Origin of the sequence: Bacillus sp. PSXD-155, assembly GCF_049310765.1 — a bacterium.
In the GTDB taxonomy this organism is placed as follows: Bacteria; Bacillota; Bacilli; order Bacillales; family Bacillaceae_G; genus Bacillus_A; species Bacillus_A cereus.
This window is the reverse complement of the sequence record NZ_JBMOWC010000040.1, coordinates 1-26,629: the sequence shown is the minus strand read 5'-3', so window position 1 is coordinate 26,629 and position 26,629 is coordinate 1. Positions and strand designations below refer to the sequence as shown.

The window sequence follows — 26,629 nt, the reverse complement described above, 5'->3', positions numbered from 1 at the left end:
AGTAGGACCGGTATCTCCAGTAGGACCAGTATCTCCAGTAGGACCGGTATCTCCAGTAGGACCAGTATCTCCAGTAGGACCGGTATCTCCAGTAGGACCAGTTGCACCGGTAGGACCAGTATCTCCAGTAGGACCAGTATCTCCAGTAGGACCGGTATCTCCAGTAGGACCGGTATCTCCAGTAGGACCAGTATCTCCAGTAGGACCGGTATCTCCAGTAGGACCGGTATCTCCAGTAGGACCGGTATCTCCAGTAGGACCAGTATCTCCAGTAGGACCGGTATCTCCAGTAGGACCGGTATCTCCAGTAGGACCGGTATCTCCAGTAGGACCAGTATCTCCAGTAGGACCGGTATCTCCAGTAGGACCGGTATCTCCAGTAGGACCGGTATCTCCAGTAGGACCAGTATCTCCAGTAGGACCGGTATCTCCAGTAGGACCGGTATCTCCAGTAGGACCGGTATCTCCAGTAGGACCAGTATCTCCAGTAGGACCGGTATCTCCAGTAGGACCGGTATCTCCAGTAGGACCGGTATCTCCAGTAGGACCAGTATCTCCAGTAGGACCGGTATCTCCAGTAGGACCAGTATCTCCAGTAGGACCGGTATCTCCAGTAGGACCAGTATCTCCAGTAGGACCAGTTGCACCGGTAGGACCAGTTGCACCTGATTGCTCCGATGCTAGTAATGATATATCATCCACAACCACATTGGGACTTCCAATCTGCCCTAACTTAAAAATAGATACAAGGGCTTGGGTAGCTGTTGGTGGTGCTAAAGAAGTAGTTTGATAGACTTTCAACCAGGTATTTTGACTGTTATCTGGAAGACGATCTGATGGAATTATAACAGACAGACCATATCCTAAAAAATTTGCTGGAATAACTGCCCCTGCATAATAAGCAATAGTAATCGAGATAGTAGGGCTTGCAGCTGCTCCAACTTTAGCAAGAGAAGCGAATAGTTCATAACTTTGATTTGAGGAAACAGGTACCTCTTGAACAATAACAGCATTCCCTATTCCGCCAAAAAGATTCGCACTGAAAAGGCCAGTATGACTATGTGTACCATCAATAGAAGCATTCACTGTCAAAAACGGTATAAGTGTTCCGTTCTCAAATCCACCATTAATAATTAGATTAGTAATCAAAAAATCACCTCTCTTCTTGATATAAATTAGTGAGAATTCTTTTTTTGTACATTAAGCTAGATAAGACATCCCTAGAAAAATTAAACTATTATATATGTATGAAAATAAAAAATCTATGATTAGACTTTTATACCCTCCAAATAAATTTATTTATGTAACATGCTTACTTTTCTTATATGTTTTATTTATCACTGTTTAGCATAACGCATTATTATTAGTAACAAATAAAAAGACTCTAGAAAGAGGTAAGTCTTTTTACTTTTGGATTTCTTTATGTACATTTTTTTCCGTTTTCTATTAATTAACACATATCTATTAAATAACTCTTTTTTAATTAAAAATCTTTATTTCTACGAAGTGCATACTCGTATATTATTTGCTAAATACTATGTAAGAAAATAAATGGTTCTGGTGCAAAAAAAAAATACATCACTCTTTCTCATTAATATAAAAGAATAGTAATGTGCTTTTAACTTTAAGAATAGACTAAATATTTAAGTTGAGGGTAGTGTGGCGGGATCCATGTCTATCATGTTGAAAAATAAAAATTCCCTATAACGAAAAAAAAGATAACTTTTTCTTTAAAATCTATAGAAAAAAAGTTGTACATGATATTGTATTTATGTTTTTTATAGCTGTGCAACTTTTAAATAAAATCGTTATGTAGCACACAGATCATTATAAACAAAGAAGAGCCCGATATGGCTCTCAGACTCTGCCCTCAATAGCAAAGAGTAAGTCTTTTAATTACTCTTCCATAATATACAAAACTTATATATATATGTAGAAGAGAAAACCTCGATATAATTATTCTGATATATTGTTTAAAAGTAAATCGGTGGGATTAAAATGAGTAATCAAATTGCAAATGTTGATTTATGGCTTGATATACATGGTGTTCTATCAATCTAAGGATATTGGGGTTCTAAGTTTCTAATAAATCATGTTTGCACCAGCATCATCGGAACTTATACACATCAAAACCTTACCTACCATCATAGTATATTAGTTGTAAGGTGAAAACTTATATGAAATAGATTGCTAGAGGAAAGGAAGGGAATTTTCATTACTACAACTGTTATTTCTCATTTTTATAATGAAGAGTATTTATTGCCTTGGTGGCTCATGCATCATACGAAAATATTTAATCACGGTATTTTGATTAATAAAGGGTCAACAGATCGCTCTGTTGAAATTTGCAAACAATTTGCGCCGCATTGGGAAGTTCGAAATTCAGCAAACCCAGAATTCGACGCGTTAGCAACTGATCGTGAAGTGATGGAAGTTGAACAAGAGGTGGAAGGATGGAAGATGATTTTAAATACGACTGAGTTTCTTTGTGTGCAAGATAAAGAAACATTCTGGCAGTCTCTTACTAATTTAGGAGGAAGGATGTACTGGATAGAAGGTCTTATAATGGTAGAAGATCCAAACTATAATTATTCAGAACTGATATATACAATACCATTAATGAAACAACGATTTCATGGCTACTTACCAGAAAATTGGAGATTATGGAGAAGAGGCAGATTTATTCATAATCATGAACATGGAAGTTATACGGTTGGCAGGCATTTAACCGCGCATGAATGTACGAATTATCCACCTCTTGCTTGTATTTTATGGTTTGGATTTAGTCCTTGGAATGATGCGATACGAAAGAGAAAATTACAGATTGGTTCAACGCTTTCTGAAGGTAGTAAAGCTGCAGGAATGGGGACACATCATGTTATTACGCGAGAAATATTAGAGAAATGGTATAGAGAATTAGCAGCAGGTACACAAGATCTACGTTTAAGTGATGCATATGGCTATGCTTTTTTATCATTTTAGCCAAGAATACTCCTTCCTCAAGGAGCTTGAAGGGTCACAGCCCAGTGAGTAGGTGGGAGATGAATTGGCTTCGAACAAGGGATGGCAGGAAGCCATCTTCATTGTTCGACATACAGAAAGTGTTACTCCACTATCTATAGAATGTATGTTCGATATATAATAGTCATATACCGAAATGGAGGTGAATCAAATAATGATGAATAAAGCCTATAAGTTTCGTATCTATCCAAATCAAGCACAAGCAATTCTAATCAACAAAACGATTGGGTGTTCTCGCTTTGTATTCAATCATTTCTTATCCTTATGGGATCAAGCATACAAAGAGACAGGAAAAGGCTTGACCTATGGTACATGCTCTGCCAAACTACCTGCCATGAAGAAAGAGCTTGTTTGGCTAAAAGAAGTGGATAGTATTGCGATTCAGTCGTCTGTTCGCAACCTTGCGGATGCTTATACACGCTTTTTCAAAAAACAAAACAGCGCACCGCGCTTTAAATCTAAGAAGAACAACGTACAATCTTATACCACAAAACAAACAAATGAAAACATTGCCGTTGTAGGGAACAAAATAAAGTTGCCGAAACTAGGCCTCGTTCGATTTGCCAAAAGTCGCGAAGTAGAGGGGCGTATTGTAAATGCTACAGTTAGACGGAACTCTTCTGGTAGATATTTTGTGTCACTATTAGTTGAAACAGAAGTACAAGAACTTCCGAAAACACATTCTTACATTGGAATAGATGTAGGACTAAAAGATTTCGCTATTTTGTCAGATGGAACACACTATAAAAATCCGAAGTTTTTCCGATCATTAGAAGATAAGTTGGCGAAAGTACAGCGTGTTCTTTCTAGAAGAATGAAAGGATCTTCTCGCTGGAATAAACAACGAGTAAAGGTAGCTAGAATTCATGAATACATATCAAATGCTAGAAAAGATTACTTGGACAAAATTTCAACTGAAATCATCAAAAACCACGATGTTATCGGTATAGAGGATTTGCAAGTATCGAATATGTTAAAGAATTATAAGTTAGCAAAAGCAATTAGTGAGGTATCATGGTCACAGTTTCGAGCCATGTTAGAATACAAAGCAAAATGGTATGGCAAACAAGTCATTGTCGTATCGAAAACATTTGCTTCCAGCCAATTATGTTCTTGTTGTGGATATCAAAATAAAGACGTTAAAAATCTAAACCTACGTGAATGGGACTGTCCTTCTTGTCGTACATACCATGATAGGGATATTAACGCAAGTATCAATCTAAAGAATGAAGCGATAAGGCTTCTAACCGCAAGGACTGCGGGGTTAGCCTAATCAATTAGAGTTCGATAGAACTCTTTACTTAGGAATCCCTCACTTCTAAACGAAGTGAAAGTGGGGGTAGTTCAAAAAGTACTAATTTGAATTCTTAAAAAATGTTTTCCACCACAAAATAGTTGCTTCGATTCCTGTATTTATATCGTATTTTGGTTCCCAAAGTACTTCATTTTTTAACCGTAAAACATTCGTGCCAACAAACAAAGGTTCATTATTAGGGAAGGGAATAGCACCTAATTTGATTAAATGTTCTTTCCCTATTCTTTTTGCGATAATAGAGGCTAGTTCTTTAATTTGAATAGAATGACCAGAGGCGACATTTACAGTACCTATTACATCACTGTTTAATAATGAAATAAGAGCATCTGCAACATCGCTTACATGGAGGAAGTCTCGATGTTGTTTCCCATGTGTACATAAAGCCTCCTTATTTTTTAATAATGAAGTAATAATATTAGAAATAAGGCGATTGCCATGTTCGTAAGGTCCGTATAAATGAAAAATTCTTCCCCAGCACATGCTGAGTCCTGTTTGCTCAGAATAAGATTGTAGCCAAGAGCGTAAAGTGTTTTTACATAATGAATACGGATTTTTATAGGAAAGGAGTGAAGAATCTTCAGATAATATACCGTTAATCCATTCGTACTCTGCACCTGTACCAGCTACGACAATTCTCTGACCACCATGCGCTACAAACTGCTGAATTAATGAGATGCTCGATTGTAGCCAATAATAGTTATTGATGGACTCATAACATTTTGGTGGAACTGCTTCCCACGCTAAATGAATGAGGTGAGATGCTTTAATGTGATGAATAAGTTTTTTTACTTCATCATTATTGAGTAAGTTTACTTTATGCCAATGACATAAAATGTGAGAAGGTTTATTTCTATTATAAGTGGCGTGTACTTCATAGCCCATTTGTATTAATGAACTTACTACGTATTTACCAATCCAGCCATTTCCTCCTGTTACAAGGATCTTCTTCATGCTTCGATCACTTCTACTTTCGGAATAACAATTAAAAATTTCCCGCCCCATTCATGAATGAAGGAGCATTCCTCCATAATTTCTTCTTTTAAATTCCAAGGTAAGATGAGAAGATAATCAGGTTTTGTTTGTCTAATTTTATCAGGGGATTTAACTGGAATGCGAGTTCCTGGTAAGTGAAAACCTTGCTTATGAGGGTTTTTATCTACTGTATAAGGAAGAAATTCTTTTCCAATCCCGCAAAAATTTAAAAGAGTATTTCCTTTAGCTGGAGCGCCATAGCCGATAATTTGCTTATTTGAAGATTTTGCCTCAATGAAAAATCTCAGAATATCTATTTTCAATTGTTCTACTTGTTTAGAAAAAAGAAGATAGCAATCTAATTTATGCAGTTCATGATCTGTTTCTTTTTGAATTAATTTCGTAACGTTTGAACTGATTGTTATATTTTTATTTAAATGCTTTATAAATAATCGTAAGGAGCCGCCATGTGTAGAAAGTTCTTCTACGTCTATAACTTGTAAGTTATGGTGTAATAAAATCTTTTGAATACATAGAAGTGAGAAGTAAGAAAAGTGTTCATGATAGATCGTATCAAATTGTTTAGAGGATATGAGGTTTAATATATGTGGGAATTCAATTGTGATTACACCATCAGGCTTTAATAATGTTTTTAAGCCGGCAATAAAATCGTGTAAGTTAGGAACGTGAGCTAATACGTTATTAGCGACAATTAAATCAGCCTGTAGATTTTCCTCTCGTAACTGTTTTGCTAAATTATCACTGAAAAAGCTTATTTTTGTAGGAATTCCTTTTTGAATAGCGACTTCCGCGACATTTTTTGCTGGTTCTACTCCTAATGTACGAATGTTTCCTTGTTGAAAGTATTGTAATAAGTAACCATCATTGCTCGCGATTTCAATAACTTGCGAATGAGAGGTTAAGCTGAAACGTTTAATTGCCATATCTACGTATTGTTTCGCATGCAATAGCCAACTAGATGAATAAGAACTAAAGTATAAATAATCATGAAAAATATTTTGTGGTGATTCGAATTCATCTAGTTGCACAAGTAAGCAATTGTTACAAACAAACGTATGCAATGGATAGAAAGGTTCCATTTTATATAAGTTTTCTGGAGCTACAAATGAATTAGCGAGAGGGGAAACACCTAAATTTAAAAAAGTATCTGTCAGTAATGAATGACAGAAACGACATTTTTTATGCGACATTTTTATTGCCCCTTTATAATTTTTTTAATGCATTGATTTGTTGTCACATGAACCATGCCATGTTTTCACCGGATATATATTTTAGATACCAGTCAACAATTCAAGTGATGGATTTTTTAGTTGATAATTTTGGAACCCATTCTAATTCTTTTACCGATTTCGTACTATTGAGTGTTAAAATAAGAGATTCGTAAGGAATGTTAGTAGTAGGATTGAGTATTGTCAATTTTTCATCCCATAGCTTCATTACTGTTTGAATTAATTCATTTACTGTTATATGAGGTTGATTGATTGGTCCAAAATTCCATGCTGCTGCATATTTGGCATCTTTCCAAAGTTTTTCAGCTAATCGTACATAACCATTTAGAGGATCTAATACATGTTGCCAAGGGCAAATTGCGCCTGGATTTCTAATATTTAAATGATTGATGTGGATATAAGCTCGAATAATATCCGGAAACAGACGATTTTTTGCCCAATCTCCGCCACCAATGACATTACCAGCTCTTACGGAAGCCAGTTTTGGAATAGAAATACTGTTTGAGTTAAAGAAGGACTTATGATAAGAGGTTGCGACTAGTTCTGCACAAGCTTTACTGGCGCTGTATGGGTCATGTCCTCCAAGACGATCCTTTTCATGAAAGGGTCGAGTTCCAGTGCCATTATTTTCATAGCATTTATCACTTGTAACGTTAATAATGACACGTACACTTTCCGTGTGCTTTGCTGCTTCTAATACGTGAACAGTCCCTAAAACATTTGTTTTAAATGTCTCAATAGGATTGTTATATGAAGTTGTAACTAACGGCTGAGCAACTAAATGGAAAATAATTTCTGGTTGATAATGCGTGATTGTTTTTAATAAGGGAGGATACTCTGTAATGTCCCCGGTTACAGAATGACATTCTTTTGCTGCGTTAGACTGTTCAAAAAGGTATGGAGTTGATGGAGGATGAGAAGAGTATCCAATTACTTCTGCACCTAAAGAAGTTTAAAAAAAGTGTAAGCCAAGTTCCTTTAAATCCTGTATGCCCGGTAATAAATACCTTTTTTTTATGCCAAAAAGATGTAGTAACCATATTATATTACCAAACCTTCCATGGAGCATGATTGCTTTCCCATAATTCCATTAATTTTTTCTTGTCACGTAGTGTGTCCATAGGATGCCAAAAGCCTGTATGTTGATATGCATTAAGCTCTTGTTTGTTTACTAGCTGAACTAAAGTATCAGTTTCAAAAACAGATGTATCACCGCTAATATAATTGAAAATTTCATGGTTTAGAACAAAGAATCCACCATTCACCCAACCGCCATCGCCTAAAGGCTTTTCTTTAAATGCTAAAACGGATTGCTCATTTAATATAAGAGACCCAAATCTACCGGGAGGTTGAACAGCGGTTACAGTAGCTGTTTTTCCGTGTTGTTTATGAAATTTGATGAGTTCTTGTAGATTTACATCGCTTACTCCATCGCCATAAGTAAGCAAAAAAGTTTCGTCCCCAACGTACTTTTGTATCCTTTTAATGCGTCCACCAGTTTCTGTTTTTTGTCCTGTATCAATAAGTGTGACTTTCCAAGGTTCTACATGATGTGAACGGCTAGTTATTGTGTTGTCACATAATTGGATTGTGAAATCTGACGTGTGTAAGTTGTAATTAAGAAAAAATTCTTTGATTGCATAACCTTTATAACCTAAACAAATAATAAATTCCGTAATACCATAGTGACTGAAGAGGCTCATAATATGTCAAAGAATAGGTTTTGTACCAATTTCAATCATAGGTTTTGGTTTTAAATGTGTTTCTTCCCCAATTCTAGTACCATATCCACCAGCAAGAATAACAGCTTTCATCTTCTCCTCCTAAAACGTCAAAAATCATAGTATCTTTTTACTGTATTCATCTATTTTATAAATGGTGTTATTTTTGTAAAGTATGAAGGGAACGGTTATGAAAAATGGGAGAGATTATAAATATTTTTAGTAGCAATACTTTAGAATAATGTGCTAAAAAGAGAGTATTTTTATTTTGTATAATACAAATATAATAATTATGAAATGTTGTTCTACATATTGGGGGAGCACCCCCATGCCCATCAAGCTAATATGAACGATTTACCCTAAAACTATAAAAACGATTAACATATAAAAAAATTCGTTCTGGGGATATTATAATATCGTAACTTGATGGCGTTGGGACAATGATCTAAAAGATAAAAGGAATTAAATGTAGTAAATTGGTAAGTATCAGTTTAAAAGATTTACATTGGTTATTTAGTAAGAATTTATTATATATTAACTCTACATATATGCAGCTTTGAAAGCTATATAAGAGGGGCCTGACAAGATAATGCAAATTAATTATTATATGCGATTATTGTTATCTTACAAAAATGTAATGTTGATGTAATGTTTCTGGATTTCTTAATTGAAAGTAAGGGATTAATATAAGTGTAAAAATATGAGGTGAATCCATTGAAAAAAATCATTTTACTTTTAAGTATTTTAACTGTATTTAGTAGTATGTTAGTTGGTTGTAATTTAAATCGTATTGGAACAGAGAAATATTATGTTCAAATCACTGTAGATGGAAAAGAGGAAGTTGCGAAATCTTCAGACGGTAAAATAATGGGGAAAAATTACACATATAAATTAGTGGGCTTTGATAAAGAAGGTAAAGAAAAAAAGTTAGAATTTTTTGCACAAAAGAATCTTCGTAAAGATGCTTTTCTTCTCGTATACTATTCTGAAGAAAAAGGTGTGAAATCCTGGGAAGAAGTGGAGAAGGATGATTTACCTGCAAAAGTAAAAGAAAAATTAAATGTAAAATAAAGAAAAGAGATAGATGCCATGGATTCTTCTAGTGTAGTATCTATCTCCTTTTGTAAGGATAGCTTTTTATAACTAGAAATGTATTTTTCTAGTTATAAAAATACATAATAAAAGATTGTTTAATGGAGGAAGGGTATAACTACATGATTATTATGATATCTAATATTTTGCTTTATTGAAAAGCATGTACTATTAGTTCAATAATAATGGTGAAAGATACATATAAGATAAAGCGATTTATTATATCCTATGCGATTTCTATACTTAAAGGAGAGAAAAAGATGAACGGAAAAACGATGAATAGAAAGAAAACAATAAAGTATAGTAGTAGCAAATAGAATTGTGACGGAATCATAAGTAGCATATTGTCCTAATGAAGGACATGTCTCAGGAGGAATAAAAATATGTATAAGGTTTTGATTGTTGATGGTGATGTAAACTTCACATCTGCATTAAAAATTTATTTAGAACAGGATATTTGTGAAGTAGTAACTGTTGATAATTTTGAAAAAGTTATGGCGTACTTAAACAACTTACATCCGCACCTAATATTATTAGGGGAAAAGTTACCTGTACTTGATGGTTTTTACTGGCTACAGAGAATTCGATCTAGATTTACTTGTCCAATTATATTTATTTCTAATTGTAAAAATGAAAAAGTACAAATTCGAGCCATTGAAGGAGGTGCGGATGATTGTATAATTCCTCCTTTGAATTGCAAGGTAATAGTGGCAAAAATAAAAAGATATTTGCGTCGAACATATGGTGAATATATTTTAAACCCATTAGAACGTTTTATGGAGATAGAAGGATTTAGATTTTATCCAGAGCGTTTACAGCTCCATTTTAAAACAAAACAAGTTAATTTAACAAATAATGAAAGAATTGTTATAGAAATCCTTTTTTCGCAATATCCACGTACTGTAGCACATAACGAGTTATCATCTGCAATTTCGTAGACTGAAGAATACCTGGGTAAAAATACCTTATATAAAAATATTATACGAGTAAATAAAAAATTTGATATGTTAGGAGTTAGAAGGGCAATTAAAGTGGTAAGTAAAATAGGATATCGATTAAATATAAAGGAACATAGTTAACAAATTAAGTTTTTATTAATTATTAGATATAATCTATACAACAAAGTATCTTGAAATGTAAATATATAAAATACGCCACATATCTAACCCCAATTCTTTTAGGCTCTAATTTAATATCTAATGATCATACATTACATAAAAATAGTGTGGATATTTCACAATTATAAGTTATATTTTATCAATCTATTTTTAGATGTATTTACAATTACAATGAAATACATCTAAAAATAAATTGAAAAGGAATGATTTTAGAAATGGTTGGAACGAAATATACTAGTTTTATGGGTAGACCACATCTTTGGGGTATCCCTAGTAATGTAATATCTAACCCAAAAATACGAAAATCAGAAAAACAAGAACTTGATTTCAAAAATGAACCTTACACAAATGCAAAAAATGAGCTTTTAAAAGATAAGCAGTTATATGTAAGTTTAAAATCAGAGTTTAGTTCTTTTACACAAACTCTTAATAATTTAGCTACTTTTAAAGGCAATGAGAAAAAAGTAACAACATCACAAGATGGTTATATTAAGGTGAAGGCAAATCGTGATGCAATTGATGGAACATTTAATATAACAGTTAAACAACTTGCAGAGCATCACCAAATTGCCTCAAATCCTATTAATATTGATGAAAAATTGAATGTAAATGATACTTTGAAAATTAGAGATAGGGATTTAACAATAACAAGTGATATGACATATAAAGATTTAATTAATCGAATAAACGCTGGAGAGTATGGGGTATCTGCTTATACACACGGCGGTAAAATTTTTATGAATGCTAAAAAAGTTGGTGAAGATAATAAAATTGAATTAAAAGATGGGACATCAGATTTATTTAAGAAGATGTTTTATACAAAAATAAAAACAGACCAAATAGATGAATCTGGTAATGAAAAAGAGAAATATGTACTCAATACCATTAATACAGCGAAAGATGCAAAATATAGCCTTAATGGGATTGAAGGTTCAAGCACTAGTAACACAATTACGCCACTTCCTGGTGTAGAGATTGAATTACTAAAAGAAACGGAAGTAAGTACAAAGAATAAAAATGTCAAGAGTAGTGAATTAAAATTCACAGTAAGTAATTCTGGTGTGTCAGATGCCACTAAACTAATAAAAAAAATGGTCACAGATTATAATCAAGTTGCTTCGTCCTTTGAAGATTTTACGGGACCGATGGGAGTTTTAAATGGGCATGCAATAATGAATGATATTTATCGAGAAATGCGGAATGTAGTCGGATTTACGCAAGATGGTAATACCTTATCTACTTATGGTATTCAATTCAAAGATGACGGAACAATGGTAATAGATGATAAGAAATTGACAAAAGCTTTGGAAGAACAGCCAGAGGCAGCAAAACAATTTTTTTTCAGTTCCAATGGATTAGGACATACGATTGGAAAATCATTTGAAGAACTTTTTGATCATGATAGTATTATTAGTGAAAGAATTAAAAGCATCGACTCACGTTTAAATGATTTAAATAAAGAGTTTCACTATATTGACTACTATAATAGCCAAAAACAGGATGAAAATGTTCATAAATATCAAAGATTAGGAATCGCATACGAACTACTTAATATTCAAATGAATACAATGAGATCATGGATGAGATAGAGAAGAGAATAAATCAAATTTTGAGGATGATTTTAATATAATTAAATTCAAATATTAAGTTTTCTTTATGAAGGAGGGGTTGAATGGATAAGAAAATCTATAAAGAATTTGTAAGTTCTATTTATGAACTAGGTGATTTAAAAATATCAGAAGAAGAATTTCAAAAGAAACAAGAACAATTCAATTACTGGCTTGTATCTTTGGAAGAAAATAAAAGAGAACAAATAATAAAACAAGTTATGCCCATAATTATGAAAGTTGCAGAGCATATTCAAGAAAAACAGCAAGCGTTTAAAGATATAATCTCCGTTAACGAAGGAATGATGAAAGCCAATTCACACTATGATAAATATTAAAACGAATAAGGAAAAATATTATTTGCTTTGCATATTAGTAAAAATAAATTTGTAAATAAAATAAGATAAATATAATTTGTTTTATTAGAAGCTGTTTCTGCTACATAAATAACTGAATCAGAGTTGAGTGTAGAGATAATAATATAATCAAACAAACTGATATTGAAGCTATTTTAAACAAGATAACCGACTTTTAAAAGAATAAAAAGGACACTCTGACATCTATATAGATTTTAGCAAATGAAAATAATAAATAATGATAGAAATTAGAAAAATAGCCCTTCACCTGACCAAAAAGGTTCCGGGGAAGGGCTATTTTTTTATGTTTTGGCAGGCTGCATTTTGGGTAAAAGTTTACATTCGGTTTTTGTGGAGAAATGAAGTCTATAAAGAACCTTCGTTTCAAAAAATATATGTTTTTTAGGAGATGCGAAGAGCATCTTTACGAATACAAAAAAGGAATCCAATACAGATTCCTTTTTTGTAGGTATTTATATTTTATTTTTAATAATTAAAAGTTATTTTTCAATAACAGCTGAACCAGCATCACTGCTTCCAATCATTCCCCCTACAACGGTTGTAGTATAGATATTGACTGTATCTCCAATATTAATCTCTTGTATTACTTTGGATGATGTTCTAGCTGACATTTTAATCTTGCCATTAGACACTACAAGATAGTTTCCATTCTTACTCACAACTTCTCCTGTGAATTTTATGTAGTTTGAATCTATAGGTTCCCCTACTTTTTGGACAATAGAACGTTGTGCATATAAAGTGTGTTCTTTAATTGGTAGATTAGAACCCGTAAAGTTTTCGGCATAGATATTGACTGTATCTCCAATATTTATCTTTTCTAACACCTTCTTACGTACATTGGTTTTAATTGTTACATCACCCTGTTTAACCATTAAATAATTAGATCCCTTTTCAATTACTTTACCTGTTCGCTTATTATTTTTTTCAATAAAGGGTTGAGTAGTATTGTTTTGAGGTTTATCAGTTTGTACAATTGATTGTTTTACTTTAGAAATTGAATCTGCAGATGCAATGGTTACATCGTGCATACCAATCTTTTTATGTTGCCATTTATCTTTATTCGTAACTTTGACTGTGTCACCTGTTTTTAAATTCGAATTATCTGCATTTGGAAAATCTATATCTACTATTTGTTTCTTTCCTTCAGAATCTTTATATTCAACGGATGCATAGTAATGATCCGCATCTGTTATTACACCAACTACAAAGTTTTCACCTTGTTTGGTTGATTCTATACTATTTTGGGACAAATTCGTTACTTTAGAAATTGAATCTGCAAAAATACCAGATGGAAATGCCAACAATGTTCCTGTAATAATTCCTGCCGCTATAAGTTTATTCTTCATTAAAATTTACTCCTTAAAATAGTTTTGCACGTTGGTGAATGAATATATACCAGCGATGTGTAACCATTATAGTTACAATTAATAAAAATAGTCAATGAAAAAAACATTACACTTTTGTAAGGTTGAAGGTTTGTCATTTTTTTAAAAGATTTAGATAGAAAAACGTAGCATAATGAATTTGTAATGGATGAAATTTTATTAGTGAATTTTATTTTCAAGTATAATTCAAAAATAAAAACCAATTCCTTAACGTACAGGGATTGACTGAAATTTGTCTAAATGTACAATTTTCTTTTTTGATATAGTGAACCATAGTAATCTCATATCCACTTTTTCTTTTAAACTCCTTTATGCGGTACCGCCACATGCCCATCAACTTAAGAAAAATAAACGCCCCCAAAACGAAAAAATGAGCTTTTTTGTTACAAGTTAATAAAAATTTTGTACTTGGGAATGTCCCACCTATTAAAATAGATTTTATAAACTTCTCTGCATTTTATCTTTACATCAGTATGGTATTCTTATTCTCTGTATATGCCTGTGCTAAATTTATTAGTAATAGAAATAGTAAAATTTTTTTTATTAACTAAAATATATTAGAATTATGTATTCTATAAAAATCTTCTAAATTATGAGGGATATATAACATGCAAAGAAAAATTTTGATTGTGGAAGATGAAGATATTTTACGTGAAATCATGAAAGATTATTTATTAAATGAGGGATATGAGGTACTAGAGGCAACAGATGGAAAAGAAGCATTATCTATATTTAAAGAACATGAGGTACATTTAATCATTCTAGATATTATGTTACCAGAATTAGATGATTGGTCAGTTTGTAGACGGATTCGTAAGACATCTAATGTGCCAAGTATTATGCTTACAGCTCGTGTGGATGAAGATGATACATTGCTTGGATTTGAACTAGGAGTGGATAATTATGTTACAAAGTCATACAGTCCACCAATTTTCTTAGCAAGAGCAAAGCGATTAATTGAAAGTCGATACTCCTCCCTCATTAGCGTAACTAATGAAGATACATTAATGATTAGTAGTATTTATATACATTTCCCTTCACGTACCGTAACTGTGGATAAGGGAGCTATAAGTTTGACACACACGGAGTTTCAAATATTAATATATTTAATGCGAAATCAGGGGATTGTTATTACGGGAGAACAACTGATCACTAAAATAGGGGGTTATGAATTTGCTGGGGATGATCGCACCATCAATAGTCATATTCGAAATTTACGTCATAAATTGGGAAAAAAGGCAAATCATATTGTAACAGTGGTAAGAGCTGGATATAAATTTGAGGGAGACATATGAAAAAAGGAATTGTTTTAAAATTATTTGTATTAACAACAGCTTTATGCATGTTGATTTTAGCAACTATTTTTATTGGACAAACCATATTTTTTAAACAGTATTATGCAAATCAGAAGATAAATGAAATAAAAACAAGTATGCAATCATTTAAGAAAGAGTACTTAAATAAGCAAGGAAATCTACAATTTATTCAAAAACTTACTCAAGATTTTTACAAAGAGAATAGCGCGTATATTGCATTATTGGGTAGTAATGGAAATTTAAAGAACGTGAATGATTTTTATATTGAAGTAAAAGCAGATTACTCTGAGGATAAGGAATTTAGACATCGGATGATTAGAATTCCTTTAGATACTCTTATAGATATAGAGGATACTACCGATGGAAAATTCGACCTAACTTTAGGAAAGCGTGTTTTTATTTCTGGATTAAAAAAAGAGTATACTTTGATTCCGTATAGATTATCTTTGAATACTGGAGATGAAACGTGGGAAAATAAACAAATTGATAAAAAACTAAATGAAATCGATGATCAAGATATAAACTTGGCATCTTCAAAAACATTTATTTCTGGAACCCTTCAAAAAGTGCAAATTCCGGAAGAAAATTTATCATCTAATATTAATTATACAAATCGTCTTTTTATGGAAAGAATCAAAGCTTTCCAAGTAAATTTATTATTTAATGAAAAGAACGATATGAGGAGTAATTCTACAAAAATTCTTGACTATATGCAAAATGATATAAAATATAAACTATTAATTGAGCCGATAAATGAAAACGATCGAACAACGACATATATTTTTGTTATGACATCTTTACAGCCTGTTGATGAAGCTGTTCAAATGATACAAGATTATTACATGTATATTATTGTATTTGTATTGATACTTGTCTTGTTCTCTTCATTTTATTATTCAAAAGGAATTGCAAAACCTTTATTACGTATAAACAATACAACAAAAAAGATGGCAAACTTAGACTTTTCAGAAAAGATTCCAATTACATCGAAGGATGAAATTGGTGCCTTATCGTCTAATATTAATACATTATCTAATACACTACATTCACATATTAATCAACTTCAGCGAGACATAGAAAAAGAAAAACAATTAGAAAATACAAGAAAAGAATTTATCGCTGGTGTATCACATGAACTGAAAACACCTTTGAGTATCATGAAGAGCTGCATATCGATTTTAAAAGATGGTGTCGCAAGCCATAAAAAAGATTATTATTTTGAAGCAATGGCAAAAGAAGTGGATAAGATGGATATGTTGATTGTTGATATGCTTCACTTGGCCAAATTTGAATCTGGAACGTATAAAATGGATATGGATATTTTCTATATCGATCAATTAATCGAACAGATTTGTGAACATTTATCTTTAGAAATAACGAATAAGGAATTACAAGTTAATCAATATCTTTCTAAAGTTGAGGTCATTGCCAATCGGCATCGAATTGAACAAGTACTTACGAACTTTATTACAAATGCAATTCGTTATACACCAGAAAAAGAAAAAATTGTGATTTCTACAACACAAGAGAATTATCGTGTAAAGATATGTGTAGAAAACAAAGGTGCTCATATTCCAAAAGAACAACTAGAGAAGGTATGGGATCGATTTTACCGATCAGATGCTGCTCGACAGCGTTCAAAAGGAGGAACAGGCTTAGGACTTGCTATATCTAAAAATATTTTAGAACTGCATGGTGTGGAATATGGTGTCTTCAATACAGAAGATGGTGTATTATTCTTCTTCTATTTAAATATAAATAATAAAAGGGAGTAGAAAGAATTTTTCTACTCCCTTTTATTATTTGCATGGATTTATTCTGAATTATGATTGTATGCTAGCTCTTTTGTTCGTAAAAAATCTTCAATAAGCTTTGTTTTATTTTTTACTTTTGTTGTGTACGTAAAATCTCCAAAACAATATGGATATCTAAAGTTTTTTTTATTATCACCACACGTATACATATCTGGACTTTGATCGACTTTCATTTTAGAAAATTGTTTAGCTAATTTCTCTGAATGCTTTTCCGTTTTTTTGCTAGCGATAAAATCAATATATCCTGGTCCCATATTATAGCTTTGGATGATGGCATCAATTCCAACGTCTTTCTCTATCCCGTATTTATACATTTGAGCGAAGTGTTTTACACCTTGTTCAATGCTTAAGTTAACATCTTGAATTTCATTTCGCTGTAATCCAAGTGATTCAGAAGACTGCATAGGATCTGTACCTTCACCTCTACTTTCTTGATACATGATTCCCAATAATGTTGTTGTTTTGTCACTTAAATTATATTTTTCTAATTCTTTTTCAATGGTCGGTTTAAATTGTAATAAACGTTTTTCTACAGCGAAATCCTGATTTCTATCGGTGTTGTCCATAGGATTACTATATAGTAATTCGATTAATGTTATAAGAACAACAATAATACCTAAGAAAAATACAAACATTTTTTTACTCTTCATGCATTATTCCTCTGTTTCTTTTTAATATTAGGATTATTTCTTCTAGGAAAACAGACTAACATAAAGAGATAAAGATAAGATAAAGATAAAATAAATTTTATCTTTATTTGTCAAAGGAAGTCTCATTTATATGCGTATATTAGAGATTAAGACGAAGAGAGATAATGAATAACTTTATGATCTTTTTAAGTACTACATTCTGTATACAATTTTTATGTTATATCTCAATGTTCTTTAACTCGCTTTGATATAATCTGCACTTTATCTTTATTTCTTTTTAGTAATCTATTTTTTGTACAGAGTGGGGGAAAGATATTAAATCTAGCAATTAAACCCTGCTTTTACATATGAATAATAGGAAAGGGGATAGAAAAGAGATGTCAGAAAATAGTAATAATAAAAGGAGGACTAGACTTTCGGACGAGTCCGTCAGGGAATCTGAATTAGAAGCAAACGCTGAAATTAAGAGTCTGGACTTTGAGGAAGATCCTAAACAAGAACAGGGGGATTCTCAGGGGACGGGGCGTCTTGTAGCACTTGATGCAGTTCGTGGTTTAGCTGTAATAGGAATGTTTATACAGCACTTTGCCTTGAATAAAACGAATGCTTCAATCGTATCTGGTAACACAACATTGTTATTTATACTCTGTGGAGGCATCTCTTACTCCATCATGGCTCGACGCATGAAAGAAAAAGGGCTGGGGACCACTGCGCTCCGATCTAGAATGCTCGCCCGTGCAGTTTTCATCGATATAATCGGATATATCCTTATTATGCTTAATACTCATATCGGTGTGATTTTACCTGCTTATGCGGCACTGTTCGTACTGTCGCTTGTTCTGGTTCATCGTTCAACACGCGTACTCATTATAACAACAATTGCTTTGGTTATTGTGAGTCCACCGCTGATGATTCTTGGAGAGAGTCTTCTGTCACACACATACCTTCTTAGAGATATAGGAGGCAGCCGTATGTCTGGGATAGCACTTGCTCCCGCCTTCGTTGCAGGTATGACCATTGGGCGTATTGACTTAACAAAGTCGCGCCCCGTATTCTTACTCATGTGCAGTGGTGTAATTATACTTACCTTTTGTAAGCTGTTGGCTATTTTTATCCTTCCTGATCTCAGCCGATCCTTTGAGAAGTGGCTCATAAGCGTTCAAGGTGTCGTTACTGACCAGCCGGATCCAAATTTAATCTGGCCATTTAATATGGAAACACCGATGTGGCATACTCTTCTTTGGACAGCCCCGCACAGTGCATCAACGTTTCAAACACTGACAGGGATTGGTGCCGCACTCCTTGTGCTAGGTCTTGTATGTCTTGTACCGAAGAGATTTCTCGTCGTGTTGATGCCTTTCGAAAAGGTCGGACGCGTAGCATTAACAATGTATGCGGCTCAGTTTGTCATATTGTGGGGACTTCAACTGGCGGGGGTACAGCAGTATAGTCTGGAATTTCCATTCGGGGATGTATTCGTTGCAACTGCAACACTGGTAATTGGAGGAATAATTGTAAAACTTCCTGCTGGTCCGCTCGAAGCAACGATGCGACGTTTTGATCGTTTTTTTAGCGACCCTCAACCAGCTAAGACAAAAATATTGAGATAAATTATACCCGTTTCCAATAATATCGAGATTAATTCGAATGTGAATTTATAATTAAAACTACCACGATGAACCTGTTTCACAATTAAATATGATTTACAGCCAAACAGCACTCTCTAATTTAATGGCGAAGTGCTGTTTTCTTTTTTATTTTTCTATCCGAATGACTAACAGTGATCATTAAATGCTTATAATCAGCTTGGACTTCTGCCTGACTAAATTAAAATTTCTTTTTAACAATTTCTATATAAAAAATATTTAATAGAAACATAGCATGTTAATTTCCTTTAGTTTGCTAGCTGATGAAGCTAATCAAGTTAATTTATGAATGAATTTTTTTGGATGCGGACATAATTTTTAGAAAAATCTGTCCCTTTTTAAATGTGTACATAGCCTCTATCGTTGCAGTAAATTGCATAGCAGGGCTTGAGGCTTTAAACCAATTATCAAACGACTTCGTTTTTTAATTAAATGATAATCTTATATAAGATTTTATGTTGAATTTCAATATTCTTTAACTAATTTCGACATAATCTGCATTTTATCTTTATTTCATTTTAGTAATCTATTTTTGTACAAAGCGTGGTACTAATATTGAATCTAACAATTAACCTCCTGCTTTTTACGTATAAATAATAGCGAAAGGATAGATAACAATGTCGGAAAACGGTAATAAAAATAGAGGGATACGAGGAATGTTCCTTACAATATTGATACTATTAACAACTTCTTTTCTTATGTTTTTTATAATAGGTAAGTTTAATTCTGCTCCCGCAAAAGGAACAACCTTCGAGGGGAAAAATAACCAGAGTGTAATGCAGCAATCAAAAGAGATAGAAAATACAAAACCGCAAAAAGAAAAAAGAGCAGATGGGAAACCTGTAGGAAAAGTTGTTTATTTGACATTTGATGATGGTCCAAGTAATTTAACTGGAGAATTTTTAGATGTATTAAAAGAAAATGATGTAAAAGCAACATTTTTCATGCAAGGAAGTAATTTACAAAATACAAGTTATCAGGAAAATGTAAAGCGAGCAGCAAAAGAAGGACATTATATCGGTGCACATAGTATGACGCATAAAAGTGAAAAGTTATATAAAAACAGGCAATTTGTTCCAGAAATGAAAGAGACATTATCCCTTATCCACGATATTACAGGTACAAATCCTAAATTAGTACGTCCACCATATGGATCAGCGCCAGGGCTAAAGAGTGAAGAAATTCGAAATCAAATTGTAGAAGAGGGAATAAAAGTATGGGATTGGACAATAGATTCTTATGATTGGAAATTAAAGAATAATCCAAATGAAATTATAGAAAATGTAAAAAAATCTACAACGGAGGATGTTGAAGTAGTTTTAATGCATGAAAAAGCTCAAACATTATCAGTACTTCCAGAAATTATAAAATTTTATAAAGAAAAAGGTTATGAATTTGGTGTATATAATGATGCTGATCATTTTCACCTGAATTTCCAAAAAGATCATCGTCTATAAAGTATAATTTAGCAATCATAAGTTAGAGTGCACGTGAATTTATTATTTGAAATTATCTTTATCACTAAACATATTAAATTACTGAATTAGATTTGTAATTATTCAGTATATGTAAACATTACCTTGTTAATTATTTAGTAGATTATCTTACAAAAGTGTAAGGATACTGTAATTGACATTATTTCTAGATGTAACTATAATGGTTACACGAAGTTGGGTGTATTAAATTTTCATTATTTCAAAATAAAGTGAATTACTAAAACCCCTACATTCATGGTTTGTTTTTTGCTTCCTTTATGTGTGATATTTACTAACTGACTATATTTAAAGGTGAGGTATTTTAAATTTGAATATTTTATCTAATTCACAAAAATGATTTGTCGTAAATTTACTCGCCAACTCCCCATAATAAACTTTTAGAGGTGTTATATTTTATGAAAAATAAATTAATTGCAGCAGGAATTATTACAGGAACTTTATTATCATATTCATCCAATATATTTGCAGATACTCTGAGATTCCCAGATGTACCCAAATGGGCGGAACAGTCGGTTAATTATCTAGTGGATAAACATGCTATTAATGGACTACCTAACGGCACGTTTGGATCATATGAAACATTAGACAGGGCTTCTGCAGCCACAATTATAACAAAAGCGTTAGGAATAAAAATAAACCCAAATGAAAAGCCTTCATTTAAAGATGCACAAAATCATTGGGGAGCACCTTATATCGCTGCAGCAGAAAAAGCCGGGATAGTTAAAGGGGTAGGAAATGGTCTATTTAATCCTTCGGAGAAAGTTAGTCGTGCGGCTATGGCAGCAATGCTTGTGAATGCATATAAATTACAAAGTCCGGTAGAAAGTGAAGAGAAAGCAAAATTTATTGATTTAAAAGGGCATTGGGGTGAAAAATCCGCAAGTATTTTAATCGATTTAGGAATTTCTAATGGCACTGATAATGGTTGGCAACCAAACAGATTTGTAACTCGGGCGGAGGCTGCACAACTAATTGCTAAAACCGATATGCTTCAAAATAGAGGTGGAGGAACCCTAAATACTTCGAAGGAGAAAATTTTACCCATAAAAGAAGAACGTATGGATGGAGTAGTAAGTTCTATCATTAGAGATTCAAATGGGGACTACATCAAAATTAATTATAAAGATAAGGATGGAAAAGAACATACTGTATACGTGTGGGCATCAAAAAAACATACATTTGAAGAAGGAGATACGGTAAAGGTTAGTAATTTTGGTCGTTATGGGGAAATGGTCTATCATAAAAGGTTTGGATATAAAACAACTGAGTATGACAGTGCTAATACTAAAGTGTTATCTGATTCAAAGAGCCCTATAACAAAAGTTAACGAGAAGCAAAAAGAAGAGTTTGTAATAGGTGAAATAGAAGATAGATATGAAGATAATTCTATAGAATATGTTGAAGTAAGGTTGAAAGATAGCGAAGGAAAAAAGCAATATGTAGATATCCCTGTTTCAAAGGGTGACTTTAAACTAGGAGATAAAGTAAAAGTAACAAATAAAGAGAAGTGGGAGAAGATAAAGGCACCTTCTTTCCTGAATGTATGGAGAGGTCCAGAAGGATCTATTTCGAAGGTTAATGAAGAGAAAAAAGAAGAATTTGTAATAGGTGAAATAGAAGATAGATATGAAGATAATTCTATAGAATATGTTGAAGTAAGGTTGAAAGATAGCGAAGGAAAAAAGCAATATGTAGATATCCCTGTTTCAAAAGGTGACTTTAAACTAGGAGATAAAGTAAAAGTAACAAATAAAGAGAAGTGGGAGAAGGTAAAGGCACCTTCTTTCCTGAATGTATGGAGAGGTCCAGAAGGATCTATTTCGAAAGTTAATAACTAGTAGATTATTTGATTTATTTTTAAGTTAGTAAAATAAACGTTTTATTTTTTATAGAATATCGAATGAATAATAATGCTGGTGATATTTATAAGATAATAATAAACCTCTAATTATGATAAATATATCTTTAAATATTCAGAGATCTATGGAATTTTAACGAGCTGTATTTATCTTATAGATGAAAAGGATATAAATTATGAAAATTAGTATTAGCTTAACAGTTGCTTTACAAATTTTATCTATTCTTAAAAAAAATCCATCAACGCCTTATTGTTTGGAATTTATAGCGAAAACTTTAAGTGTTCAACCAAAAATTATTCAAGGTATATTAATATGTTTAAGAGAAACAGGAATTGTTGGTGGTAAACATAAAGGGGAGGGGTGGTATTTAATTAAAGACGTACATCTTATTACATTACTAGATGTTTATCGTTCAGTATACACAGTAGAAGAAAAAGATAGATCAAGACATTGAAAAGCAAATAAATCAACTAAATTAAAAAATACGGATAGTATTTGAAAAACAGGATCAAAATCAAGTTGCGATTCAAATCCAGAGACAAGCGGATATGGAATTTCACGAATTGAGAAATCGAAATAATCACTTATTTAATAGAACTTTAAAACATGGCATGGTGATAGAGAAATTTCTAATTTTTTTATGAATAATCTTCAAGAATCGGAACATATCGAGCGGAAATTAATATTTCAATTGTAAAACCAAAAAGAAATATTGCTTAAAGAAAGATGCGATCTTATTGATTTAGAAACCAACCTTATTTATAGGCAACAGCAATTAAAAAGGGAGGACAAAGCATGAGTTTAAATATGTATTTAGGGGAAGTACAAAATCAGACTCAAAGCATGAATGCTGTATGTACTGCTACCATTCAAGGTATGGAACAAGTCATTCAGTCGATTGACGCTTTTGCTACTGATACGGTCCTGCAAGGACGAACATATAGTAGTGCAAAAATATTTTTTGTCCAAACCTTTCGTCCTTTAGCACAAGGTATAATTTATTTATGTGAAGAATTAATTCGTCAAAATGATGCTTTTCCAAGAGATTTTCAATCAAAAGTTGCTTCCACGGATGTAATCGAACAAGAGGTAAGAGAGCAAATTCAAGAAATCAATCAAATGATTGCAAGTATAGAAGTGATAGATGAAGCTACACCAATGCCTGGCATAGATGCAATTGTGGCTGTTTTAGTTGAGATGAGAAAAAAACTTGAAGAAAAATTAGAGCATTTATATGAATTCAATTATACATCCAGTAATAACTACAGTACGGCCCTTCAACTAGTAGCTAGTATTGCTACTGGTCTTGCCGAAGTTCAAAGTGGGAAAGGATTTAGTCCTGTAAGTGGAACATTTAGTACACAAGGATTAAATATGGAGTGGATTACTTCTATTCAATCGATAACAGAAGATAGGGATCGTCAGACTGACAATCTTCTAAATAGTAGTTCAATTGAAGAAGGAGCAATGTGTGGCCCTTTAAATAGTGAAAAAAAAGATGAATCTTTACTGGATAAGTTTAAACATGATATTGAATATTTTTATAAGGAATATAGTAAAATGATATATGCCGCTGATCATAAATTTGTTTCTACGATTGAAAAAGCTGGATTAGGTGCCCTACCATTTAAAAAAAGGAATAGAAGACGCATTAGGTGATGAATTATTAGGAATTGTGAATGTAGCCCTCCATCCAATAAATACAATTAATGACACGATTGAAGCTCTTTCTAATCCAGCCAGAACATTCAATGCGATAAAACAAACGATTTCTGATTCTTGGAATACCAATGTTGTAAACGGGGACGGAAATAGTCAAGCTGAGCTTTATGGAAATGTAATGGGGCATGGTATGTTTGCTTTTGCCGGAACAAAAGGTGTAGATAAGCTCGCTAAGTCTGCGGCGTTGAAAACGGGTGCTGAAGTAGCTGAGATTTCGCAAGCTAGTAAAAAGGGCTTACAAGATGCTGCATCTTTATTTAATGGGAATCGCAATGGGTTTGCTATTGCTGGCGAAGGTGGTTTGCAATTTAATACACCTGATTTTAGGCAATTTGAAGAAAAGCTATCGACTCATCAGTTTGCTAAAGGCGAGTTCGGTTCTAGTGGAAATAAGAGTCCGGATAAAATTCATCAGTCTGACATTGAAAAAAAGCAATGGCTTGAGAGTTTACAAAACACAGAGAATTTTAAACAAGGGACTAAAAAAAACGGAATAAATCATATTTTTAATGGTGAAATACTTAAAAATGGGAATGCTAATGGTTTTCATTATGAAGGAACGCCGAATAGTAATAGTAAAATTGTCGGAGACCTCGATCCATCAAATGAGTTTGGTGTCTACCAAGCTAAAGTGGAAATTGATGGAGTATTAAAAGGTCCTAAATCCACATTCTTTCCAAGGGATTGGACACCTCAACAAGTAATAGATGCAGTGAATGAGGCTTTTAATAACAAAGTGAATATAAAAAACAATAGATATCTTGGAAAAACAAGTGATGGAATGACAATAGAGATGATTTTGAGGAATAATAAGGTAATCTCAGCTTATCCAGTATATTGAGTTGGAGGAAGTGTTCTTAATGATTAAGTATAATTATGAATTTAAATATATAGAAGAGTTCAATGTGGTTGTTATGGATTTTGATGAAGAAAAATCGTTGAAATTTGCCAATATGATAAATGATCCTTTAGGGTCTGATATACCTTGGAGGTTAAGAGATTTAAAAAATGATATTAACAATTTTATTGATTTATTGAGGGGAAACATATTCGAATATAGACATGGAGGAAACGCTTCTAGCATAATATCCTTTAGAGATTTTACCATAATTGAGGATCCATTTTATGATGAAGAAGAAGATGAATTTGAGCCGATATGTAAATTAGAGACAGTTGAATTTGTTAAAATCATATTAGTGTGGGCTTATGAAACACATAAGTATAAGAGCGAAAGAGGAGAAATTGCTCAAGAAGATGCAAAAATGGCTATGAATTGGATTGAACAAAAGATGGAAGAAGTTAATAGTATAGAGGATAGTAATCAAATATAAGAATTACGGAGTAATAATAGATGAAGAGTTTAAAGTTAATTATAAAAATGAAAAATATGGGTAGATAGAATAAGGATCTGTGACTTATGGAATGAAATAGAGGGTTCTGGTGTTAAAAATCTATAAATCTTGGACATACTGGTACTATTACTCTAAAAAAGATGGGGTCTGTATGGAAAATCAATGTTTTTTCAAGTGGAAACAGCATCAACCAGATATTATCCTATTAACCGTGAGATGGTACCTATGATATACCCATCATTTCCGTGGTTTGGTGGAAATGATGGGGGAACGAGGCTTATTCATTCCACATACAACGATTATGTGTTGAGTTCATTAATCCGGTCCTTCATCATATTATAAAAAGAGCCACATATAAATGGCTCTTTTTATAATATGATGTTTATACTTTCTGCGAGAATAGATTGCTTGCTATAATTTTAAATAAGCAAATAGAGACGCTAATCACAGCAACCCCCTCATTATAGAAAAGTACTATAAAAAAAGGGCAAATAGAATCATCATAAGTAATATCTCATTTTTAGCTTGTTTTACATGCTCCATATGTTTCAACATAGTTAATCCATCTCCTTGTATAAAAAAATAGTTATTAGAGTGCTAGGAATTACAGCTAGACTCTCTATTTGCATATTTTACTCATTATCAAAGTAAATTCTAAGAGTGAATTTATATTTGATAAATTAAGTTTATTTAAGGTGGAAGATATCTATGTCAGCGTTAAAATTAAAAGTAATTATTTCTCCTGCAAGGGAACTTGTTAAATTACAAGAAGAGTTAATAACTAAGAAAAATAAGTAAATGGAACCGTTACCCATCAAGATGGAAGAAAAGCCAATAAATATACTAAATCAAGAAATCCTTAATAATATCTAGTTATATATTAAAAGATGAACACAAATAAAGAGAAGAATAATTA

General features: G+C 32.5%; 18 protein-coding genes and 5 pseudogenes. 16 read left to right on the top strand and 7 right to left on the bottom strand.

All coding sequences use genetic code 11. The features are described 5' to 3' along the window. Positions 1 to 1,149 (bottom strand): NTTRR-F1 domain (locus ACO6VI_RS26175; protein ID WP_422424444.1); only part of this gene is annotated, 1,149 nt, incomplete at its 3' end. Between the two features lie 1,038 nt (positions 1,150 to 2,187). On the opposite strand from ACO6VI_RS26175, the gene ACO6VI_RS26170 reads away from it, so the two are divergent. Together ACO6VI_RS26170 and tnpB are read left to right on the top strand one after the other, a co-directional pair. Next, positions 2,188 to 2,982 carry a glycosyltransferase family 2 protein gene (locus tag ACO6VI_RS26170; protein ID WP_422424442.1) on the top strand — a complete coding sequence of 265 codons (795 nt, stop codon included), beginning with the start codon at positions 2,188 to 2,190 and terminating at the stop codon, positions 2,980 to 2,982. 193 nt (positions 2,983 to 3,175) lie between these two features. Further along, on the top strand, positions 3,176 to 4,294 hold the full coding sequence (tnpB, locus tag ACO6VI_RS26165) for an IS200/IS605 family element RNA-guided endonuclease TnpB (RefSeq protein WP_422424441.1): 1,119 nt from the start codon (positions 3,176 to 3,178) through the stop codon (positions 4,292 to 4,294). An 81-nt stretch (positions 4,295 to 4,375) separates the two neighbouring features. Here tnpB and ACO6VI_RS26160 read toward each other — a convergent pair whose 3' ends face one another. From ACO6VI_RS26160 to rfbF, 4 genes and pseudogenes are all read right to left on the bottom strand, one after another. Further along, entirely contained in the window at positions 4,376 to 5,287 is a 912-nt protein-coding gene (locus ACO6VI_RS26160) for an NAD-dependent epimerase/dehydratase family protein (protein WP_422424439.1), read from the bottom strand. Further along, positions 5,284 to 6,519: a methyltransferase domain-containing protein gene (locus tag ACO6VI_RS26155; protein WP_422424437.1), complete on the bottom strand. Its 1,236-nt coding sequence runs from the start codon at positions 6,517 to 6,519 to the stop codon at positions 5,284 to 5,286. The genes ACO6VI_RS26160 and ACO6VI_RS26155 overlap by 4 nt, the downstream gene beginning before the upstream one ends. Positions 6,520 to 6,562: 43 nt before the next feature. Beyond that, positions 6,563 to 7,598: pseudogene (gene rfbG / locus ACO6VI_RS26150) on the bottom strand (CDP-glucose 4,6-dehydratase). Between the two features lie 6 nt (positions 7,599 to 7,604). Continuing rightward, positions 7,605 to 8,372 (bottom strand): annotated as a pseudogene (gene rfbF, locus ACO6VI_RS26145) (glucose-1-phosphate cytidylyltransferase). A 621-nt stretch (positions 8,373 to 8,993) separates the two neighbouring features. Here rfbF and ACO6VI_RS26140 point away from each other — a divergent pair. The 4 genes from ACO6VI_RS26140 (at position 8,994) to ACO6VI_RS26125 (ending at position 12,434) form a co-directional block, all read left to right on the top strand. Continuing rightward, positions 8,994 to 9,350, top strand: a complete 357-nt coding sequence (locus ACO6VI_RS26140) for a YxeA family protein (RefSeq protein ID WP_088351994.1) — start codon at positions 8,994 to 8,996, stop codon at positions 9,348 to 9,350. 404 nt (positions 9,351 to 9,754) lie between these two features. Continuing rightward, positions 9,755 to 10,309, top strand: a complete 555-nt coding sequence (locus ACO6VI_RS26135; protein ID WP_422424435.1) for a response regulator transcription factor — start codon at positions 9,755 to 9,757, stop codon at positions 10,307 to 10,309. A gap of 395 nt (positions 10,310 to 10,704) precedes the next feature. Continuing rightward, positions 10,705 to 12,078 (top strand): flagellar hook-associated protein 2, encoded by a 1,374-nt coding sequence (locus tag ACO6VI_RS26130; RefSeq protein WP_422424433.1) that lies wholly within the window; start codon positions 10,705 to 10,707, stop codon positions 12,076 to 12,078. Positions 12,079 to 12,161: 83 nt separating this feature from the next. Then, a complete protein-coding gene (locus ACO6VI_RS26125; protein ID WP_422424431.1) occupies positions 12,162 to 12,434 on the top strand; it encodes a flagellar biosynthesis protein FlgG in 273 nt (90 codons plus the stop codon). A 518-nt stretch (positions 12,435 to 12,952) separates the two neighbouring features. Here ACO6VI_RS26125 and ACO6VI_RS26120 read toward each other — a convergent pair. Beyond that, complete coding sequence (locus ACO6VI_RS26120) at positions 12,953 to 13,819, bottom strand: hypothetical protein (RefSeq protein ID WP_422424429.1); 867 nt, start codon at positions 13,817 to 13,819, stop codon at positions 12,953 to 12,955. Between the two features lie 647 nt (positions 13,820 to 14,466). Between ACO6VI_RS26120 and ACO6VI_RS26115 the strand changes: the two genes are divergently transcribed. Then, entirely contained in the window at positions 14,467 to 15,153 is a 687-nt protein-coding gene (locus ACO6VI_RS26115; protein ID WP_422424427.1) for a response regulator transcription factor, read from the top strand. Continuing rightward, a complete protein-coding gene (locus ACO6VI_RS26110; protein ID WP_422424425.1) occupies positions 15,150 to 16,949 on the top strand; it encodes a sensor histidine kinase in 1,800 nt (599 codons plus the stop codon). Before ACO6VI_RS26115 ends, ACO6VI_RS26110 begins: the two co-directional genes overlap by 4 nt. Before the next feature lie 38 nt (positions 16,950 to 16,987). Here the strand turns inward: ACO6VI_RS26110 and ACO6VI_RS26105 are convergent, their stop codons facing one another. Next, positions 16,988 to 17,638 (bottom strand): lysozyme family protein, encoded by a 651-nt coding sequence (locus ACO6VI_RS26105; RefSeq protein ID WP_422424423.1) that lies wholly within the window; start codon positions 17,636 to 17,638, stop codon positions 16,988 to 16,990. Positions 17,639 to 18,015: 377 nt separating this feature from the next. Here ACO6VI_RS26105 and ACO6VI_RS26100 point away from each other — a divergent pair, with 377 nt between their 5' ends. The 8 genes and pseudogenes from ACO6VI_RS26100 to ACO6VI_RS26065 all read left to right on the top strand — a co-directional run. Continuing rightward, entirely contained in the window at positions 18,016 to 19,248 is a 1,233-nt protein-coding gene (locus tag ACO6VI_RS26100) for a hypothetical protein (protein WP_422424422.1), read from the top strand. Positions 19,249 to 19,940: 692 nt separating this feature from the next. Further along, positions 19,941 to 20,741: a polysaccharide deacetylase family protein gene (locus ACO6VI_RS26095; RefSeq protein ID WP_422424446.1), complete on the top strand. Its 801-nt coding sequence runs from the start codon at positions 19,941 to 19,943 to the stop codon at positions 20,739 to 20,741. A 434-nt stretch (positions 20,742 to 21,175) separates the two neighbouring features. Then, positions 21,176 to 22,618 carry an S-layer homology domain-containing protein gene (locus ACO6VI_RS26090; RefSeq protein ID WP_422424420.1) on the top strand — a complete coding sequence of 481 codons (1,443 nt, stop codon included), beginning with the start codon at positions 21,176 to 21,178 and terminating at the stop codon, positions 22,616 to 22,618. A 196-nt stretch (positions 22,619 to 22,814) separates the two neighbouring features. After that, complete coding sequence (locus ACO6VI_RS26085) at positions 22,815 to 23,093, top strand: Rrf2 family transcriptional regulator (protein ID WP_422424418.1); 279 nt, start codon at positions 22,815 to 22,817, stop codon at positions 23,091 to 23,093. Between the two features lie 28 nt (positions 23,094 to 23,121). Next, a pseudogene (locus tag ACO6VI_RS26080) lies at positions 23,122 to 23,438 on the top strand (DUF3958 family protein). Further along, positions 23,435 to 25,202, top strand: a pseudogene (locus tag ACO6VI_RS26075) (EndoU domain-containing protein). The pseudogenes ACO6VI_RS26080 and ACO6VI_RS26075 overlap by 4 nt, the downstream one beginning before the upstream one ends. 19 nt (positions 25,203 to 25,221) lie before the next feature. Continuing rightward, on the top strand, positions 25,222 to 25,692 hold the full coding sequence (locus ACO6VI_RS26070; RefSeq protein WP_422424416.1) for a hypothetical protein: 471 nt from the start codon (positions 25,222 to 25,224) through the stop codon (positions 25,690 to 25,692). Between the two features lie 172 nt (positions 25,693 to 25,864). Next, positions 25,865 to 26,017: pseudogene (locus ACO6VI_RS26065) on the top strand (IS6 family transposase); the annotation flags it as partial. Between the last annotated feature and the right edge of the window lie 612 nt (positions 26,018 to 26,629).

What these genes read in the sequence shown, in the direction of transcription:
- tnpB (WP_422424441.1), top strand. Translation starts at nt 3,176, where the DNA reads ATGATGAATAAAGCCTATAAGTTTCGTATCTATCCAAATCAAGCACAA.
- ACO6VI_RS26160 (WP_422424439.1), bottom strand. Translation starts at nt 5,287, where the DNA reads ATGAAGAAGATCCTTGTAACAGGAGGAAATGGCTGGATTGGTAAATAC.
- ACO6VI_RS26155 (WP_422424437.1), bottom strand. Translation starts at nt 6,519, where the DNA reads ATGTCGCATAAAAAATGTCGTTTCTGTCATTCATTACTGACAGATACT.
- ACO6VI_RS26135 (WP_422424435.1), top strand. Translation starts at nt 9,755, where the DNA reads ATGTATAAGGTTTTGATTGTTGATGGTGATGTAAACTTCACATCTGCA.
- ACO6VI_RS26130 (WP_422424433.1), top strand. Translation starts at nt 10,705, where the DNA reads ATGGTTGGAACGAAATATACTAGTTTTATGGGTAGACCACATCTTTGG.
- ACO6VI_RS26125 (WP_422424431.1), top strand. Translation starts at nt 12,162, where the DNA reads ATGGATAAGAAAATCTATAAAGAATTTGTAAGTTCTATTTATGAACTA.
- ACO6VI_RS26120 (WP_422424429.1), bottom strand. Translation starts at nt 13,819, where the DNA reads ATGAAGAATAAACTTATAGCGGCAGGAATTATTACAGGAACATTGTTG.
- ACO6VI_RS26115 (WP_422424427.1), top strand. Translation starts at nt 14,467, where the DNA reads ATGCAAAGAAAAATTTTGATTGTGGAAGATGAAGATATTTTACGTGAA.
- ACO6VI_RS26110 (WP_422424425.1), top strand. Translation starts at nt 15,150, where the DNA reads ATGAAAAAAGGAATTGTTTTAAAATTATTTGTATTAACAACAGCTTTA.
- ACO6VI_RS26105 (WP_422424423.1), bottom strand. Translation starts at nt 17,638, where the DNA reads ATGAAGAGTAAAAAAATGTTTGTATTTTTCTTAGGTATTATTGTTGTT.
- ACO6VI_RS26100 (WP_422424422.1), top strand. Translation starts at nt 18,016, where the DNA reads ATGTCAGAAAATAGTAATAATAAAAGGAGGACTAGACTTTCGGACGAG.
- ACO6VI_RS26095 (WP_422424446.1), top strand. Translation starts at nt 19,941, where the DNA reads ATGTTCCTTACAATATTGATACTATTAACAACTTCTTTTCTTATGTTT.
- ACO6VI_RS26090 (WP_422424420.1), top strand. Translation starts at nt 21,176, where the DNA reads ATGAAAAATAAATTAATTGCAGCAGGAATTATTACAGGAACTTTATTA.
- ACO6VI_RS26085 (WP_422424418.1), top strand. Translation starts at nt 22,815, where the DNA reads ATGAAAATTAGTATTAGCTTAACAGTTGCTTTACAAATTTTATCTATT.
- ACO6VI_RS26070 (WP_422424416.1), top strand. Translation starts at nt 25,222, where the DNA reads ATGATTAAGTATAATTATGAATTTAAATATATAGAAGAGTTCAATGTG.